13 protein-coding genes and 1 pseudogene are annotated in these 14,024 nt (G+C 60.1%); 7 read left to right on the forward strand and 7 right to left on the reverse strand.

Going from position 1 to position 14,024, the window contains the following annotated elements:
- Nucleotides 1-720, reverse strand: a pseudogene (locus tag ACIGDJ_RS06130) (aconitate hydratase B); the annotation flags it as partial.
- Nucleotides 721-1,187: 467 nt separating this feature from the next.
- On the opposite strand from ACIGDJ_RS06130, the gene ACIGDJ_RS06135 reads away from it, so the two are divergent.
- On the forward strand, nucleotides 1,188-1,658 hold the full coding sequence (locus tag ACIGDJ_RS06135; RefSeq protein WP_101155227.1) for a DUF1289 domain-containing protein: 471 nt from the start codon (nucleotides 1,188-1,190) through the stop codon (nucleotides 1,656-1,658).
- 86 nt (nucleotides 1,659-1,744) lie between these two features.
- On the opposite strand, the gene ACIGDJ_RS06140 is transcribed toward ACIGDJ_RS06135, so the two are convergent.
- Complete coding sequence (locus ACIGDJ_RS06140; protein WP_397478534.1) at nucleotides 1,745-2,608, reverse strand: universal stress protein; 864 nt, start codon at nucleotides 2,606-2,608, stop codon at nucleotides 1,745-1,747.
- Between the two features lie 160 nt (nucleotides 2,609-2,768).
- Between ACIGDJ_RS06140 and ACIGDJ_RS06145 the strand changes: the two genes are divergently transcribed.
- The 3 genes from ACIGDJ_RS06145 (at nucleotide 2,769) to ACIGDJ_RS06155 (ending at nucleotide 5,549) form a co-directional block, all read left to right on the forward strand.
- The gene (locus tag ACIGDJ_RS06145) at nucleotides 2,769-3,377 is read left to right on the forward strand and encodes a tRNA-(ms[2]io[6]A)-hydroxylase (protein WP_041480839.1); all 609 of its coding nucleotides are present in this window, start codon (nucleotides 2,769-2,771) and stop codon (nucleotides 3,375-3,377) included.
- 177 nt (nucleotides 3,378-3,554) lie between these two features.
- Nucleotides 3,555-4,262: a winged helix-turn-helix domain-containing protein gene (locus ACIGDJ_RS06150; RefSeq protein WP_313004769.1), complete on the forward strand. Its 708-nt coding sequence runs from the start codon at nucleotides 3,555-3,557 to the stop codon at nucleotides 4,260-4,262.
- On the forward strand, nucleotides 4,263-5,549 hold the full coding sequence (locus ACIGDJ_RS06155) for an ATP-binding protein (protein WP_397478533.1): 1,287 nt from the start codon (nucleotides 4,263-4,265) through the stop codon (nucleotides 5,547-5,549).
- A 32-nt stretch (nucleotides 5,550-5,581) separates the two neighbouring features.
- Here ACIGDJ_RS06155 and ACIGDJ_RS06160 read toward each other — a convergent pair whose 3' ends face one another.
- Nucleotides 5,582-6,070: a GFA family protein gene (locus tag ACIGDJ_RS06160; protein WP_313004773.1), complete on the reverse strand. Its 489-nt coding sequence runs from the start codon at nucleotides 6,068-6,070 to the stop codon at nucleotides 5,582-5,584.
- 139 nt (nucleotides 6,071-6,209) lie between these two features.
- On the opposite strand from ACIGDJ_RS06160, the gene glsB reads away from it, so the two are divergent.
- Together glsB and ACIGDJ_RS06170 are read left to right on the forward strand one after the other, a co-directional pair.
- Nucleotides 6,210-7,118: a glutaminase B gene (gene glsB, locus ACIGDJ_RS06165; RefSeq protein WP_024013269.1), complete on the forward strand. Its 909-nt coding sequence runs from the start codon at nucleotides 6,210-6,212 to the stop codon at nucleotides 7,116-7,118.
- A gap of 101 nt (nucleotides 7,119-7,219) precedes the next feature.
- Nucleotides 7,220-8,722, forward strand: a complete 1,503-nt coding sequence (locus ACIGDJ_RS06170) for an aldehyde dehydrogenase family protein (RefSeq protein ID WP_101155217.1) — start codon at nucleotides 7,220-7,222, stop codon at nucleotides 8,720-8,722.
- 121 nt (nucleotides 8,723-8,843) lie between these two features.
- Here the strand turns inward: ACIGDJ_RS06170 and ACIGDJ_RS06175 are convergent, their stop codons facing one another.
- Both ACIGDJ_RS06175 and cynS read right to left on the reverse strand, forming a co-directional pair.
- A complete protein-coding gene (locus tag ACIGDJ_RS06175) occupies nucleotides 8,844-9,503 on the reverse strand; it encodes a carbonic anhydrase (protein WP_101155216.1) in 660 nt (219 codons plus the stop codon).
- 58 nt (nucleotides 9,504-9,561) lie between these two features.
- Nucleotides 9,562-10,029: a cyanase gene (gene cynS / locus ACIGDJ_RS06180; protein ID WP_101155214.1), complete on the reverse strand. Its 468-nt coding sequence runs from the start codon at nucleotides 10,027-10,029 to the stop codon at nucleotides 9,562-9,564.
- A gap of 121 nt (nucleotides 10,030-10,150) precedes the next feature.
- On the opposite strand from cynS, the gene cynR reads away from it, so the two are divergent.
- Nucleotides 10,151-11,032 carry a transcriptional regulator CynR gene (cynR, locus tag ACIGDJ_RS06185; protein ID WP_397478532.1) on the forward strand — a complete coding sequence of 294 codons (882 nt, stop codon included), beginning with the start codon at nucleotides 10,151-10,153 and terminating at the stop codon, nucleotides 11,030-11,032.
- 79 nt (nucleotides 11,033-11,111) lie between these two features.
- Here the strand turns inward: cynR and ACIGDJ_RS06190 are convergent, their stop codons facing one another.
- Together ACIGDJ_RS06190 and ACIGDJ_RS06195 are read right to left on the reverse strand one after the other, a co-directional pair.
- The gene (locus ACIGDJ_RS06190; protein ID WP_073471181.1) at nucleotides 11,112-11,441 is read right to left on the reverse strand and encodes a hypothetical protein; all 330 of its coding nucleotides are present in this window, start codon (nucleotides 11,439-11,441) and stop codon (nucleotides 11,112-11,114) included.
- A gap of 543 nt (nucleotides 11,442-11,984) precedes the next feature.
- Nucleotides 11,985-13,928, reverse strand: a complete 1,944-nt coding sequence (locus ACIGDJ_RS06195; protein ID WP_397478531.1) for a DNA topoisomerase III — start codon at nucleotides 13,926-13,928, stop codon at nucleotides 11,985-11,987.
- Nucleotides 13,929-14,024 lie beyond the last annotated feature (96 nt).

Here is a 14,024-nt window from a genome sequence, read left to right on the forward strand (position 1 = left end):
GACCACGTCACCGACGTACGCGATCGGGAAACCCTGGCCGCGCATTTCGTCGAACTGCTTCATCGGGCCGCTCTTGCCTTGCACGTCCGGAACGATGCCGTCACGGGCCATTTACAGCAAGGCCAGGGCGTGCAGCGGGATGTCAGGACGCGACCAGGCGTCTGGCGCAGGGGAGAGGTCGTCGGTGTTGGTTTCGCCGGTGACCTTGAATAAGCGCAGGCTGATCTTGTCGGCCAGCACCGGGCGCTTCTTGAACCACTCGCCGTCAGCCCAGGATTGCAGCACGGCCTTGGCGTGAACGTTGCCGTTCTTGGCTTTTTCCGCGACGTCGTGGAAAGCATCGAACATCAGCAGGGTGTGCTTGAGTTCTTCGGCGGCGACTGGCGCCAGCTCGGCGTCGTCCAGCAGTTCAACCAGAGTGACGATGTTGTAGCCGCCCTGCATGGTGCCGAGCAGTTCGACAGCGCGTTTCTTGTCCAGCAGAGGGGAGGAGGCTTCGCCCTTGGCCAGGGCAGACAGGAAGCCGGCCTTGACGTAGGCGGCTTCGTCCACTCCAGGCGGTACGCGATTGGTGATCAGGTCAACGAGGAAAGCTTCTTCGCCAGCCGGAGGGTTTTTCAGCAGCTCGATCAGGCCTGCTGTTTGTTCGGCGTTAAGCGGCTGGGGAACGATACCCAGGGCTGCACGCTCTTCGATATGTTTGCGGTAGGCTTCAAGCACAGTTATTACCCTCATCAGTGGTCCCAAATGGGTGTCCGGGACGCTCATCCCGAAATTGCCGTACTCATGCGCGTCACGACGTTGTGGGTCGTTCGGCCAGAATTACCGGCAATTCCTTACAGAAGCTGCTTTCAAAGTTTTACGCCTGCAGAACGGGGAGCTGATGAGGGTTGGCGTTGGGCTTTTCCCCGCTGGAAAAACCCTTCGCCAACACCGCTCTGAAGGAACGACTGTGCTCGTGACGCTTTGAAAACAGCTTCTAACGGACATTGGCGCCTTAAAAGGCTGGCTGATTCTACGGCAAAAAAAATTTAAAGGTAAGTCGCGCTCTATTGGACTTTCGTGGCAATAAGCGCGGCCGGAGCAAACGTGAGGCGCTGGCGAGACCTTGCTGTTTGAGGGGTGATCAATGCCCGACAAAGGGCTAACATGCCGGCCTGTTCCGCGTTTCAGTGTTCTGCCCATTTATGCCCAATCAGACCATCAAGACCCCCTGCGTCGGCCTCTGCTCCACCGTTTACGGTGACCTGGTGTGCCGTGGCTGCAAGCGTTTCCACCACGAAGTGATCCATTGGAATGGGTACAACGAGGAGGAAAAGCGCGCGGTCTGGCTGCGTCTGGAGCAATTGCTGTCACAAGTGATGGCGAGCAAGGTCGAGATCTTCGACCCGGCGCGGCTGCGCGAGCAGCTGGAGCAGCGCAAGATCCGCTTCGTACCGCATCAGTCGGAATATTGCTGGGCCTATCAGTTGATTGCCCGGGGCGCGCGGGTGATCGTTAATCTGGAAGCGTACGGGATGGTGTTGCTGCCGGAGTTCCGCGACTGGAACCTGCCGGAACTGCGTGACGCCATTGATCGTGAGTTCTTCCTGCTGTCGGAAGCGCATTATCAGCGCTACATCGCCCCCGGTTTCCTCAAAGACGCCTTTGGCGCCTGAACAGCAAAAGATCGCAGCCTTCGGCCGCTCCTACATGGGAATGCGTTCTACCCGCAGGAGCTGCCGAAGGCTGCGATCTTTTGCTTTTAATGTTTCACGGTCAATTCCACCAGATGATCCTCAACTTCCTGCGGCTTGAGCACCAGCACATCGCTCTCAAGCGCATCCAACACTGCTTCGGCGGTATTGCCGATCAACGCACCTGTCAGGCCGCTGCGCGCCACCGTGCCAATCACCGTTACCGCGGCCTGGAGCTTGTGCGCCATGAACGGGATCAGCACATCCGCCGGGCCTTCCTCGATGTGCAGGTGCTCGTCATCGACATCGAACTCCGCCTGGAACGCCCGACACTGTTCGCGATATTTGGCTTCTATGGTCGATTTGAGCTGAAACGTCGGATCGGCTGCCGAGAGCATCGGTGACGGATGCGCGGTGATCACATGCAGATGCGCCTTGGCCAGGCTGGCGATGTCGTAGCCATGATCAATGATGGTGCTGTGCAAATGCCGGTGCTCACCGTCGGCATTACCAACATCAACAGCCGCGAGGATGACCTTGTCCTTCCACGAATCAGCGGTTTTCACCAGCAGCACCGGAGTAGGGCAGTGGCGCAGCAACTTCCAGTCGGCCGGGGTCAGCAGAGCCTTTTTCAGTGAGCTGTCGGGAAAGTGCTGCTTGATTACCAGACCGCAACCCTCGGCCTGCTGCACATCGATGATGGTTTCGTGCAGGCTCTCGTTCCATGCCTGTTCGGTGGTCACGCTGTAGCCTTCGGCGAGCAATGCAGCCTTGAGCACGCTGAGCAGCCCAGCGTGATCATGCTTCTTGTCGCACACCAGTAGATGCAGGTGGGCCTGAGTGACGCCGGCGATCAGCTTGGCGCGCTTGAGCGCCAGGCTTTGCGCATGTTCAGGTTCGATGACCACCAGAATGCTGCGAATGGCTTGCATGAGCGGAGTCTCCAGCAAAGAAAAGGCACGGCGTTGCACAACTATAGTTGCTACCCGAACGTCTGCGACTTGATGCATATCAACAGCCGCTGCTGGTGGTCTGCGGGCAGGCCGGTATAATCGGCGCCTTTCGCTCGAACACCTTTTTACCGTGAGCCCCATGATCCTTCCCGAAATCCACGAATTCCTTGGCTGCCGCACGCCCGACGCCTGGGTCCAGGCGGCATTGGCCGACCAGGAAACCCTGCTGATCGATCACAAGAACTGCGAGTTCAAGGCCGCCAGCACGGCGCTGAGCCTGATTGCCAAGTACCACGCCCATGTTGACCTGATCAACATGATGTCGCGTCTGGCCCGGGAAGAACTGGTGCACCACGAGCAGGTCATGCGCATCATGAAGCGGCGCAAGATCGAGCTGCGTCAACTGCACGCCGGCCGTTACGCCTCGGGCCTGCGCAAAGTGGTGCGCAGTCACGAACCGGTGAAACTGGTGGATACGCTGGTCGTCGGTGCCTTCATCGAAGCACGCAGTTGCGAACGCTTCGAAGCACTGGTGCCGCATCTGGATGAAGAACTGGGCAAATTCTATTTCGGTCTGCTGAAAAGCGAGGCGCGGCATTTTCAGGGTTATCTGAAACTGGCGTATCAGTATGGTGATGCCAAGGATGTCGCTCAGGTGATCGAGCGCGTCCGCGCGGCCGAGCAGGAACTGATCGAATCGCCGGACGAGGAGTTCCGCTTCCACAGCGGTGTTCCGGTCGCCGCATGACGGGGCAGCTCATACAAAAAACGAACATCATCGTCTGATTGTAAAAAACTCTTAAGAGAATGAAACATCACCGAAAACCGGCCCGCGTGGCCGGTTTTTGCTGTCTGCCGTCATCGCCTGTTCGATGAATGCCCGCATAATATCGGCCCTTCCACGTTTGGCTTGGCAACGGTCGTTATGGATAACCTGGGTTTCGGCAAAGTTCTGCTGGTCGAAGACGACGAACGTCTCTCCGCACTGATCGCACACTTTCTTGAGCAACACGGCTACGAGGTACGCACGGTGCATCGCGGCGATCTGGCCGTGGCGGCGTTTCTCGAATTCAAGCCGAAAATGGTGGTGCTGGATCTAATGTTGCCGGGGCAGAGCGGGTTGCAGGTCTGCCGGGAAATTCGCAGCGTGTCGGATACGCCGATCGTCATCCTCACGGCCAAGGAAGACGACCTCGATCACATTCTCGGCCTGGAATCAGGCGCTGACGATTACGTGATCAAACCGATCAAACCGCCGGTATTGCTCGCGCGGTTGCGGGCGTTGCAACGGCGGCAGACGCCGGACACCAGCGTGGTCAGTTCGCTTGAGTTCGGGCAATTGAGCATCGACCGCAGTTGCCGTGAAGTGCGCTTGGCCGGTGAGCTGATCGAGCTGACCACCATGGAGTTCGAGCTGCTCTGGTTGCTCGCCAGCGCGGCGGGCAAGATTCTTTCGCGTGACGACATACTCAACCGCATGCGCGGTATTGCGTTCGACGGCCTCAACCGCAGCGTCGATGTCTACATCAGCAAATTGCGCAACAAACTCAAGGACAACCCTCGCGAGCCGGTCTGCATCAAGACCGTGTGGGGCAAGGGCTATCTGTTCAATCCATTTGCGTGGGAATTGTAGATGCTGCGCTTATTCCTCGGCCTGTTTCTGGTGATGACAGTGGGGCTGGTGCTGGCCTTGCAGACGGTCGAGCACACCTTCAACGCGTTGCTCGACAGCCAGACGCAGGATTACAACCGTGAAGCCGTGCGTGGTCAGGCGTGGTCGCTGGTCGATCATCTGCAAGGTCGCCAGGGCGCCGAGCGTGAACAGAAACTCGATTCATTGCGCGCGCATTACGGTCTGTCGCTGAGTCTGGTCGAGGCCGATCAACTGGCCCTGACACCGCAGGAAAAAGCCGAGCTCGCGCGGAACCTGTTGGTGATCCGCGACGATTACACACAGTTCATCAGCAATATCGATGGTGGCGCGCAGTTGCTCAGCATCAAGCTGCCGCCGGAGCCGAGTCTGATGCCGTTCTACATCACCGCAGCCTACATGATGCTCGCAGTGCTGATCGGCATCGTTCTGTTTTTCTGGGTGCGTCCACACTGGCGCGACCTGGAAAAGCTGCGGCTGGCCGCCGAGCGTTTCGGCGCGAACGATTTGTCGGTGCGCATCCAGTTATCGCGGCGCTCGAACATCCGCGATCTGGCCGAGCACTTCAACCTGATGGCGGCGCGCATCGAGGGGCTGATCGCCAACCAGCGCGAACTGACCAACGCCGTGTCTCACGAATTGCGCACGCCGATCGCGCGGCTGTCGTTCGAACTCGATCAGCTCAAGCAACAGCCGGACCCAAGCCAGAATCGCGAGCTGATCGCCGACATGTATGCCGACCTCGGTGAGCTTGAGGAAATGGTCTCGGAGCTGCTGACCTACGCCAGCCTCGAGCACGGCGCGACGGTAATCAAACGCGAGAAAATTCACGCGGCCGACTGGCTCGACAGCGTTGTCGGCAGTGTCGCGTTGGAAGCTGAAGCGGCGGGTGTGCAGTTGTCGATCTCAGGTTGCCAGGTTGACATCGTGAGCATTGAACCGCGTTTTATGGCGAGGGCGGTGATCAACCTTTTGCGCAACGCCATCCGCTATGCCGAGCAGCGCGTTGAGGTGTCTCTGCTGCGCAACGGCGATGACTATGAAGTGCGGGTCAGCGATGACGGGCCGGGCGTGCCGCTGGATGGACGGGGAAAAATTTTCGAACCGTTTTCGCGCCTCGACGCCAGCCGTGACCGGCGCACCGGTGGTTTCGGACTGGGTCTGGCGCTGGTGCGGCGGGTGTCGCAGTCCCATGGCGGGCAAGTTGAGGTTGGCGATTCGGTGTGGGGTGGAGCGTTGTTCAGGATGACCTGGGCGCATCTGGACTGATTGATATTGCCTGCTCGCGAAGGGCGCGGTATTCAGCGGGTCACGCCGAGTCGCTCATGCCACTGGGCGATCGATTCTTCGGGATATTCATCAAACTGCTGATCCTTCGGCTTGGCCTCGAGCTCAACCCACGGCGCTTTCGAACCAAGCATCAGGTGCGTGTGTTCCGGCGGCACCGGCAGCGGCGTATCGATCGCCGAGGCGAATGGATGAATCAGCTCCGGCCACTGCGGGCTGAACAGCCACAGGCCGCTGCCGCACAGCGCACAGAAGTGGCGCTCGGCGCTGCTGCGATGGGCGCGCTTGTCGCCCTCGGCTTTCATTTTCGCGTGATAGACGCTGATGTTTTTGCGCCCGCGAACCTTGAGGGTGGTCGCATCGCCGCCGAGATTGATCGCATAACCGCCACCGCCCTGCGTCTTGCGGCAGATCGAGCAGTAGCAGCGTTGATAGGGATAAGGATGGGCGCTGTCGAGGCTGAACGTGACTTCGCCGCAATGGCAGGAGCCTTCGAGGTGCATGGTGCTCTCCTGTGTCTGAATGGTCCGCTTGAGCCTAGAACATTTTGCGCCGCGCTTGCCGGTGTGATGCGACCGGCGGGCGCAGCGTCTAGCCCCAGTGTCCCCGCAATCCCATGGGGCGAAACTTTCGGAACCCGGCATGCAAGCGCTGTTGAACGAGATCCTTGACGCGGTCCGGCCCCTGATCGGGCAGGGCAAAGTTGCTGACTATATTCCCGCCCTCGGCACCGTGCCGGCCAACCAATTGGGCATTGCCGTGTACAGCAACGATGGCGAAATGTACTGCGCCGGCGACGCTGAAACGCCGTTCTCGGTGCAGAGTATTTCCAAGGTGTTCAGCCTGGTACAGGCCATCGATCATTCCGGCGAAGCGATCTGGGAACGGCTTGGCCACGAGCCGTCCGGCCAGCCATTCAACTCGCTGGTGCAACTGGAATTCGAGCGCGGCCGCCCGCGCAATCCGTTCATCAATGCCGGGGCACTGGTCATCTGCGACATCAACCAGTCGCGCTTCGCCGCACCGACACTGTCGATGCGCGACTTCGTCCGACGCCTGTCGGGCAACCCGCAGATCATGATCGACGGCAAGGTCGCCGACTCCGAATACCAGCACCGCGCGCGCAATGCGGCGATGGCGTATCTGATGCAGTCGTTCGGCAACTTTCACAACGATGTCGAAGCAGTATTGCGCAGCTATTTCAGCCATTGCGCGCTGCGGATGAATTGCATCGATCTGGCCCGGGCGTTCTGCTTTCTGGCCAATGACGGGTTCTGCAAGCACAGTGGCGAGCAGATCCTGACGCGCCGCCAGACCCAGCAGGTGAACTCGATCATGGCGACCAGCGGTTTGTATGACGAGGCAGGTAACTTTGCTTATCGCGTTGGTCTGCCGGGCAAGAGCGGGGTAGGTGGCGGGATTGTTGCGGTAGTGCCGGGGCAATTCAGTGTGTGCGTCTGGTCGCCGGAGTTGAACGCGGCGGGTAATTCGCTGGCGGGGATGGCGGCGCTGGAGTTGCTGAGCTCGCGGATTGGCTGGTCGGTGTTCTGACCCACCTGAACACCACAGGTTTGTTTAGTGTTTGTAGAGGTGTATTTGAGCCCGTATTGCGCTACATTTTCCGGCCGCCCTCTGCATGGTGAATCCGCTTCATGTCTCTTGCGCTCGAACGTCTAGTCGCTGGCACGCCGATCCCTTTCGCTGGTAACCGCGTCACCGTGGTCAGCCCCGAACTGGCCGCGCGGTTTCAGCCCGGAGACCATTTGCTGGTCGAGCAAGTTACAGGCGAGTTGTTGCTGATCCCTGTGGCCGATCAACAGGCCGCCTCGGTGGCGATCGAGCGTGCGGCTGCGGCATTCAGCGCTTTGTCGACAGTGCCCGATGAAGCCATCGGTCAATTCTTCGACCTGTTCGCTCAGCGCCTGGAAAATCCTGAATGCTGGACGCAGATCGAAGCTGCCAACCGCGCGGACATCGAGCGGGCCAAGGCGCGCGGTCGTTCGACCACACGCTTGCTCGCGGATGAACGCATGCGCCGCGACATGATCGCCGGGCTGCGCGCCTGGCGTGATGCGCCACCGACGCGTGGCAAAGTCATCAGCAGCGTCGAGCACGACGGCTGGAAGGTTGAGCAAGTCGTCTCGCCGCTGGGCATCGTCGCATTTGTCTTCGAAGGCCGACCCAACGTATTTGCTGACGCTGCCGGGGTGTTGCGCACTGGCAATACCGCTGTGCTGCGCATCGGCAGCGATGCGTTGGGCACCGCGCAAGCCATCGTCACCCATGGATTGAACCCGGCACTGGCCGAAGCCGGCTTGCCGGTTGGCGCGGTGTCGTTGGTCGAAAGCGTCAATCATGCCGCCGGTTGGGCGATGTTCGCCGACCGGCGTCTGTCGCTGGCGGTGGCGCGTGGCTCGGGGCGCGCGGTCAGCCAGTTGGGCAGCATTGCCCAGCAGGCGGGCACCGCCGTGAGCCTGCATGGCACCGGCGGCGCGTGGCTGGTCGCCGACCGTGACGCAGACGCCACACGCTTCGCGGCGGTGGTGCGCAACTCGCTGGATCGCAAGGTCTGCAACACCCTGAATGTCTGCCTGATTCAGCGTGAACGCGCCGCTGAACTGGTGCCGCTGTTTCTCGATGCGTTGAAAGGCGCAGGCACGGCGCGCGGCCAAGGCTGCAAATTGCACATCATCGAGGGCAGTGAAAGTTGCCTGCCAAGCGAATGGCGGAACGCGACGGTCGAGGTTTATCGTGCGCAGGGTTACCGGACCGAAGCGCTGGCCGAATCCTTGCCCGAGTCGGACCTGGGCCGCGAGTGGGAATGGGAGGAAACCCCGGAAGTCAGCCTGATGATCGTCGAGGATCTGGATCAGGCAATTGCGCTGTTCAACCGTTACAGCCCGCAATTCACCGTGTCGTTGATCAGTGAGGATGCGGCGGCTCAGGAGCGTTTCTATAATGCCGTGAATGCGCCGTTCGTGGGCAACGGCATCACGCGTTGGGTCGATGGCCAGTACGCGCTGAACAAGCCGGAACTGGGTCTTTCAAATTGGGAGAGCGGGCGCCTGTTTGCGCGCAGTGCAATTCTCTCCGGCGATGGCGTTTTTACCGTGCGCAGTCGCATGACTCAGATTGATCTCACGGTGAAACGCTGATCTGTTGATCGTCCCCACGCTCTGCGTGGGAACGCCTCTAGGGACGCTCCGCGTCCAGTGACGCAGAGCGTTACGGCCTGCATTCCCACGCAGAGCGTGGGAACGATCACCGGCCCGGGCGTCAGGCTGCGTTGGAAGTCCTAGCGCTGATCGCGCAAGTGGTTGGTTGCTCGGCCAACGGTACAAAGGTGCGACGATCGGAAGTGAGCGCGTCGATCGAACCGGTCTCGATGTCATAGACCCAGCCATGCAGATTCAGCCGCCCTTGCTCCTGGGCCAGGCGCACACTCGGGTGGGTCTGAATATTCGCCAGTTGCGCGATCACGTTCTCGCGCACCATCGAGCTCAACTTCGCCGCGTCGCTGCCATGCACGCGCGCTTCGTTCATCACCTTCGCCGACTCGGCATGCTGCAACCAGCCGCTGACGGCTGGCAGGTGATCCATGCACTTGCACTGGGCAATCGCGGTCATCGCGCCGCAATCGGAGTGGCCGCAAATCACGATATCGGTCACTCCCAACACCGCCACCGCATACTCCACCGTCGCTGACACGCCGCCCGGATGTGGGCTGTAGGAGGGCACGATATTGCCGGCGTTGCGGATCACGAACAGCTCGCCGGGTTCCTGCTGGGTCAGCAGCTCAGGCACCACACGGCTGTCGGAACAAGTGATGAACAGCGTGCCGGGTTGCTGTGTGGTCGCCAGGTGTTTGAACAGTTCGCTGCGTTGCGGAAAAGCTTCGTTCTGGAATTTCAGGAAGCCGTCGATCAAGGCTTTCATGGGGCGTGTCCTCTTGGCGGAAATCGGATGGCCCGCACGCAGGGTGCGGGCCGGCGCATCAGAACGGGCGCAGGGGCAGAAACTTGCCGTCGAGGGTCACCACGGCGCGGGAGCCGCCTTCCGGGTCTTCGACTTTCTTGATGTCCAGTTTGAAGTTGATCGCGCTGATGATCCCATCACCAAACTGCTCATGGACCAGCGCTTTGAGGGTGGTGCCGTAGATCTGGATCATTTCGTGAAAACGGTAGATGGTCGGATCGGTCGGCACGCCGCTGAGGCTGCCACGCAGAGGAATGATCTGCAGGGCGGCAACGTCATCCGCGCTGAGGTCGAGTTTGTCGCCGACCACCTTAGCAGCGTTTTCCGGCAACGGATGCTGGCCGAGCAGGGCGGCAGTGACGTAGGCCAGGCTGAGGCCGGTGCCGTCAGCAAGATCCTGCCACGACAGATCTTTTTTCGCCTTGGCGTCGAGAACGCGGGTGGTCAGGGCCAGGCTGTTGTCGTTGTAGGCGTGGGACTGTTGCATGGTGTCACTCCTTTCAGGGGTTGGCTTGCTTGTGTGGAAACAATGTTGCGCCGGTCGATTCATAGCGTCCAAGACCGATATACAATGCTTCGCATAAGTCCTGCCTATAGATGGTGCCCTCATGCTGTTGCGACATTTGCGTTATTTGCTCGCCGTTGCCGATCACGGTGGCTTCACCCGCGCCGCCGAAGCGCTGCATGTGTCGCAGCCGACGTTGTCGCAGCAGATTAGGCAACTGGAAGAGACCCTCGGCGTGAGCCTGTTCGATCGCACCTCGCGCACGGTGAAGCCGACGGATGCCGGCGCGGCTTACATCGAATGCGCGCGGCGCGTGCTGGTGGAGCTGGAAGCCGGGCAGCGCGCCTTGCACGACGTGAAGGACTTGTCCCGCGGCACGCTGCGCCTGGCGATGACGCCGACGTTCATGGCGTATCTGGTCGGGCCACTGGTGCGCGACTACGGGGCACGGTTTCCCGGGATTCATCTGGAGATCTTCGAGTTGTCGATGGACGACATCGAGGCCGGGCTGACGGATGACTCGCTGGATGTCGCGATCGCGTTTACGCCGGTGCGCAATGCCGATATCGAATGCATACCGGCGTTTACCGAGACGCTGGGGATCATGGTCGGGCCTGGGCATCCGCTCTATGACAGCCATTCGGTGTTGACGTCGACGGAATTGGCTTCAATGGATTTCGCCTTGCTGGCGCCGGGCTTCATTACGCGGTTATTGGTGGATGAGTATTTCCGTGAGCACGGGATTACGCCGCATGTGCGGATTGAAGTGAATTCGGTGAGTACGTTGCTGGAAGTGGTGCGGCATGCGCCGCTGGCGACCATGCTGCCCGAGGCGATTGCCAGCGAAGACCGCGCATGGCGCCGCTTGCGGGTCGAAGGGGAGGCGCCACAGCGTGGAGCGGCGTTGTTGCGGCGCAGGAATAATTATCACAGCGCGGCGGCGCTGGCGCTTGTTGACCTTGTTCTGCAAACGCATAACGCATGAACATCTTTGCGCGCGTTCTGGATGTAAAAAGGGCCTGCTCCACCTTGGAAGCAGGCCCTTTCGTGATTGCAGATATTACTCAATAAAACCGATCAATCACCCGAACTTCATTTTTGTTCTGCATCGAATCCCACGCCTGCTTCAGCGTCTGCAGCACGCTGCCAATGAAGTCCTTGTCGGCCGCCGCCTTCTTGCCGACATAACCGTGGCCGCGGCGATACATCTTCAGGCGGGCCAGCAGGTTCTGATGGTTGCGGTCGAATTCTTCTTCGCCAGCGTGGGGCGACAGGCAGTCGATATGCACCTGACCCGACTTGCTGATCCAGAGAATGTGGCTGTCGTGGCTGTCTTTTTGCGCCGCGAACATCCGAGCCAGTTCTTCGATGGTGGGTTGATTATTCAGATTCATTGTTATGCCCCTTGACCAGTCTGGTGATCTTTCAAAGTTGATTCGCTAATACAGGTAGCCCATCGGTTAGTTGATCCCTGGCACCGAAACCAGGACGTCAGCGCTCGCCCGTGTGAAGTACGGGGTCGTGCATCTGTTGCATGTAGTCGTGTTGAATAACTGCTACGCAATAGCGTCACAACGAGGAGAAGCAGCGAAAACCGGGAGGCTCCTTGACGACATGTCCAGTGTCGACCACAAGCGTCTTGAGAATTTTCGCCAGCGCTTCTCGTCCTTGTACTGGACGTTCAGGCCAGGTCAGCTTCTTCAATCTGCCTTGTGGGCAGCGTGTATCCGGAAAAAACAACTCGGCGGTCAGACGAGTTTGCTCAAGCGTGTTACCAGCGCTCCCGATCGGGGAACGTCTTCATCATGCAAAAGCAAAACGACGCCGTCAACGGTTTTGTAGTGATTATTTTCGAGCACTACATATTGTCGGACAAAGCTGTTTTGGAATGAGAAAAGATACGTTTCAGCAACCTGCAGAAGGCACCCCTAAGGCTTTCAGCGGGTCGCCGGCCGTGTCGTGCGTTTGCGCGGACCGGCGGTTTTGCTGGCCGTCGACTTGCGTTTTTTCTTCCACGGCGCTGCGGCTTTGCCGGCGGGAGGCGGGCCGCTGATGGTCAGTCTGAGGGCGGAGCAACGGGTGACCTGCTTGCTCATCCACGCGGCCTGTTTGGTGACAAATTCTTCCAGACTCATCTCGCCGCTTTGCACCATGTCCAGCGCTTGTTCCCAAATGGCTGTGGTGCCCGGATCGGCGATTGCCCGTGGCACTGCGTCGATCAGGCTGAAAGCGGCCGGCGTCGCAGCCAGCGCCTTACCGTTCTTCACCATATAACCTCGATCAAGCAGACCCTGGATAATCGACGCGCGGGTGGCTTCGGTGCCGATGCCGGTGGTGTCTTTGAGTTTCTGTTTGAGCAGCGGATCTTCGACCAGTCTGGCGACGTTCTTCATTGCCTTGATCAGATCGCCTTCGGTGTAGGGTTTTGGCGGTTGCGTCCACAGATCCTTGAGATTCACCTTCAACACAGCGCATTCGACGCCCTGGCTCAGAGCCGGCAAGGTTTGCGGCGCGGGCGCTTCGCGGCCCTTGGCCGGGGCCAGTGCCTCGGGCAATGCGCGCTTCCAGCCCGGTTCGATGATCTGCTTGCCCACGGCACGCAACGCCTGCCCGTTGCAGTCGAAATCGGCCTGGGTACGATCGTATTCGTGATTGGGCAGGAACTGCGCCAGGTAGCGCGCGCGAATCAGCGTGTACACCGCGCGATGCTTGCCGGTTAGACGTTCGAGGTTCTTCGCGGCGATGGTGGGGATGATGCCGTGGTGAGCGCTGACCTTGGCGTCATTCCAGGCCCTTGAGCGCCGCTGCGGTTCGAGAAAACCCTGCAACGCTTCAAGGCTCGGATCGGCCTGGCGCAACGCTGTGAGGATCGACGGCGCCTCACTGTGTTGGCTCAACGGCAGGAAGCCGCAATCGCTGCGCGGGTAGGTGATGACTTTGTAGGTTTCGTAAAGGGCCTGGGCGATGTCGAGGGTTTCCTGGGCGCCAAGGCCAAGCTTCTTCGAGCAGACTTCCTGCAACGTGCCGAGATCGAAGGGCAGGGGCGCGACTTCGCGCATGCGCTCGGTTTTCAGCTTGATCACCCGTGCGCTGTCTGCACTGCTGATCGCCGCCGCTGCTTGTTGCGCCAACGCCTGATTCAGGCAGCGATCCTGATCATCACAAACATCCGCAGGTGCGCGCCATTGCGCGGTAAACGCCGTGCCGTTGTGCAGCAAATCCACGTCGATTGCCCAGAACGGTACGGGGACGAAATCGGCGATGCTGCGGTCGCGGTCCACCACCAGTCGCAAGGTCGGCGTCTGTACTCGGCCCACCGGCAAAACGCCCTGATAACCCGACTGCCGGCCCAGCAAGGTGAACAGTCGACTCATGTTCATGCCGATCAGCCAGTCCGCGCGTGAACGGCCCAGCGCCGAGTGATACAGGCTGAATGTTTCGGCTCCCGGTTTCAGCGCGGCCAAGGCCTTGCGAATCGATGCCTCGTCCAGCGCCGACAGCCACAAGCGGCGGATCGGCCCGCGATAGCGGCAATGTTCGACCAGTTCCCGGGCGATCATCTCGCCCTCACGGTCGGCGTCGGTGGCGATGATCAGTTCGCTGGCCTCGCCAAGCAGGCGCTTCACCGCTTTGTACTGACTGGCGGTGCGGGGCTTGACGGTCATTTTCCATTTGTCGGGAATGATCGGCAGATCGGCCAGCACCCAGCGTTTGTAGCGCGCGTCATAGGCATCCGGCGGAGCAGTTTCGAGCAAGTGGCCGATGCACCAGGTCACTGTGACGTCCGTCCCCAACCAGCAACCGTCGCCGCGACGCCTGGCGCCGAGCACGGCCGCGATGTCTTTGGCCTGGGAAGGTTTTTCACAGAGGTACAGCCGCATAGCTACCATCGCTGATTGGTTTGTGGGAGCGCACAGGATGGCTGGAGTCTGCGGCGCGAGCAACTTTTATCTGTATGGATATACAGATAAAACGAT

It is taken from the genome of Pseudomonas sp. NPDC079367, assembly GCF_044542195.1.
Lineage (GTDB): Bacteria > Pseudomonadota > Gammaproteobacteria > Pseudomonadales > Pseudomonadaceae > Aquipseudomonas.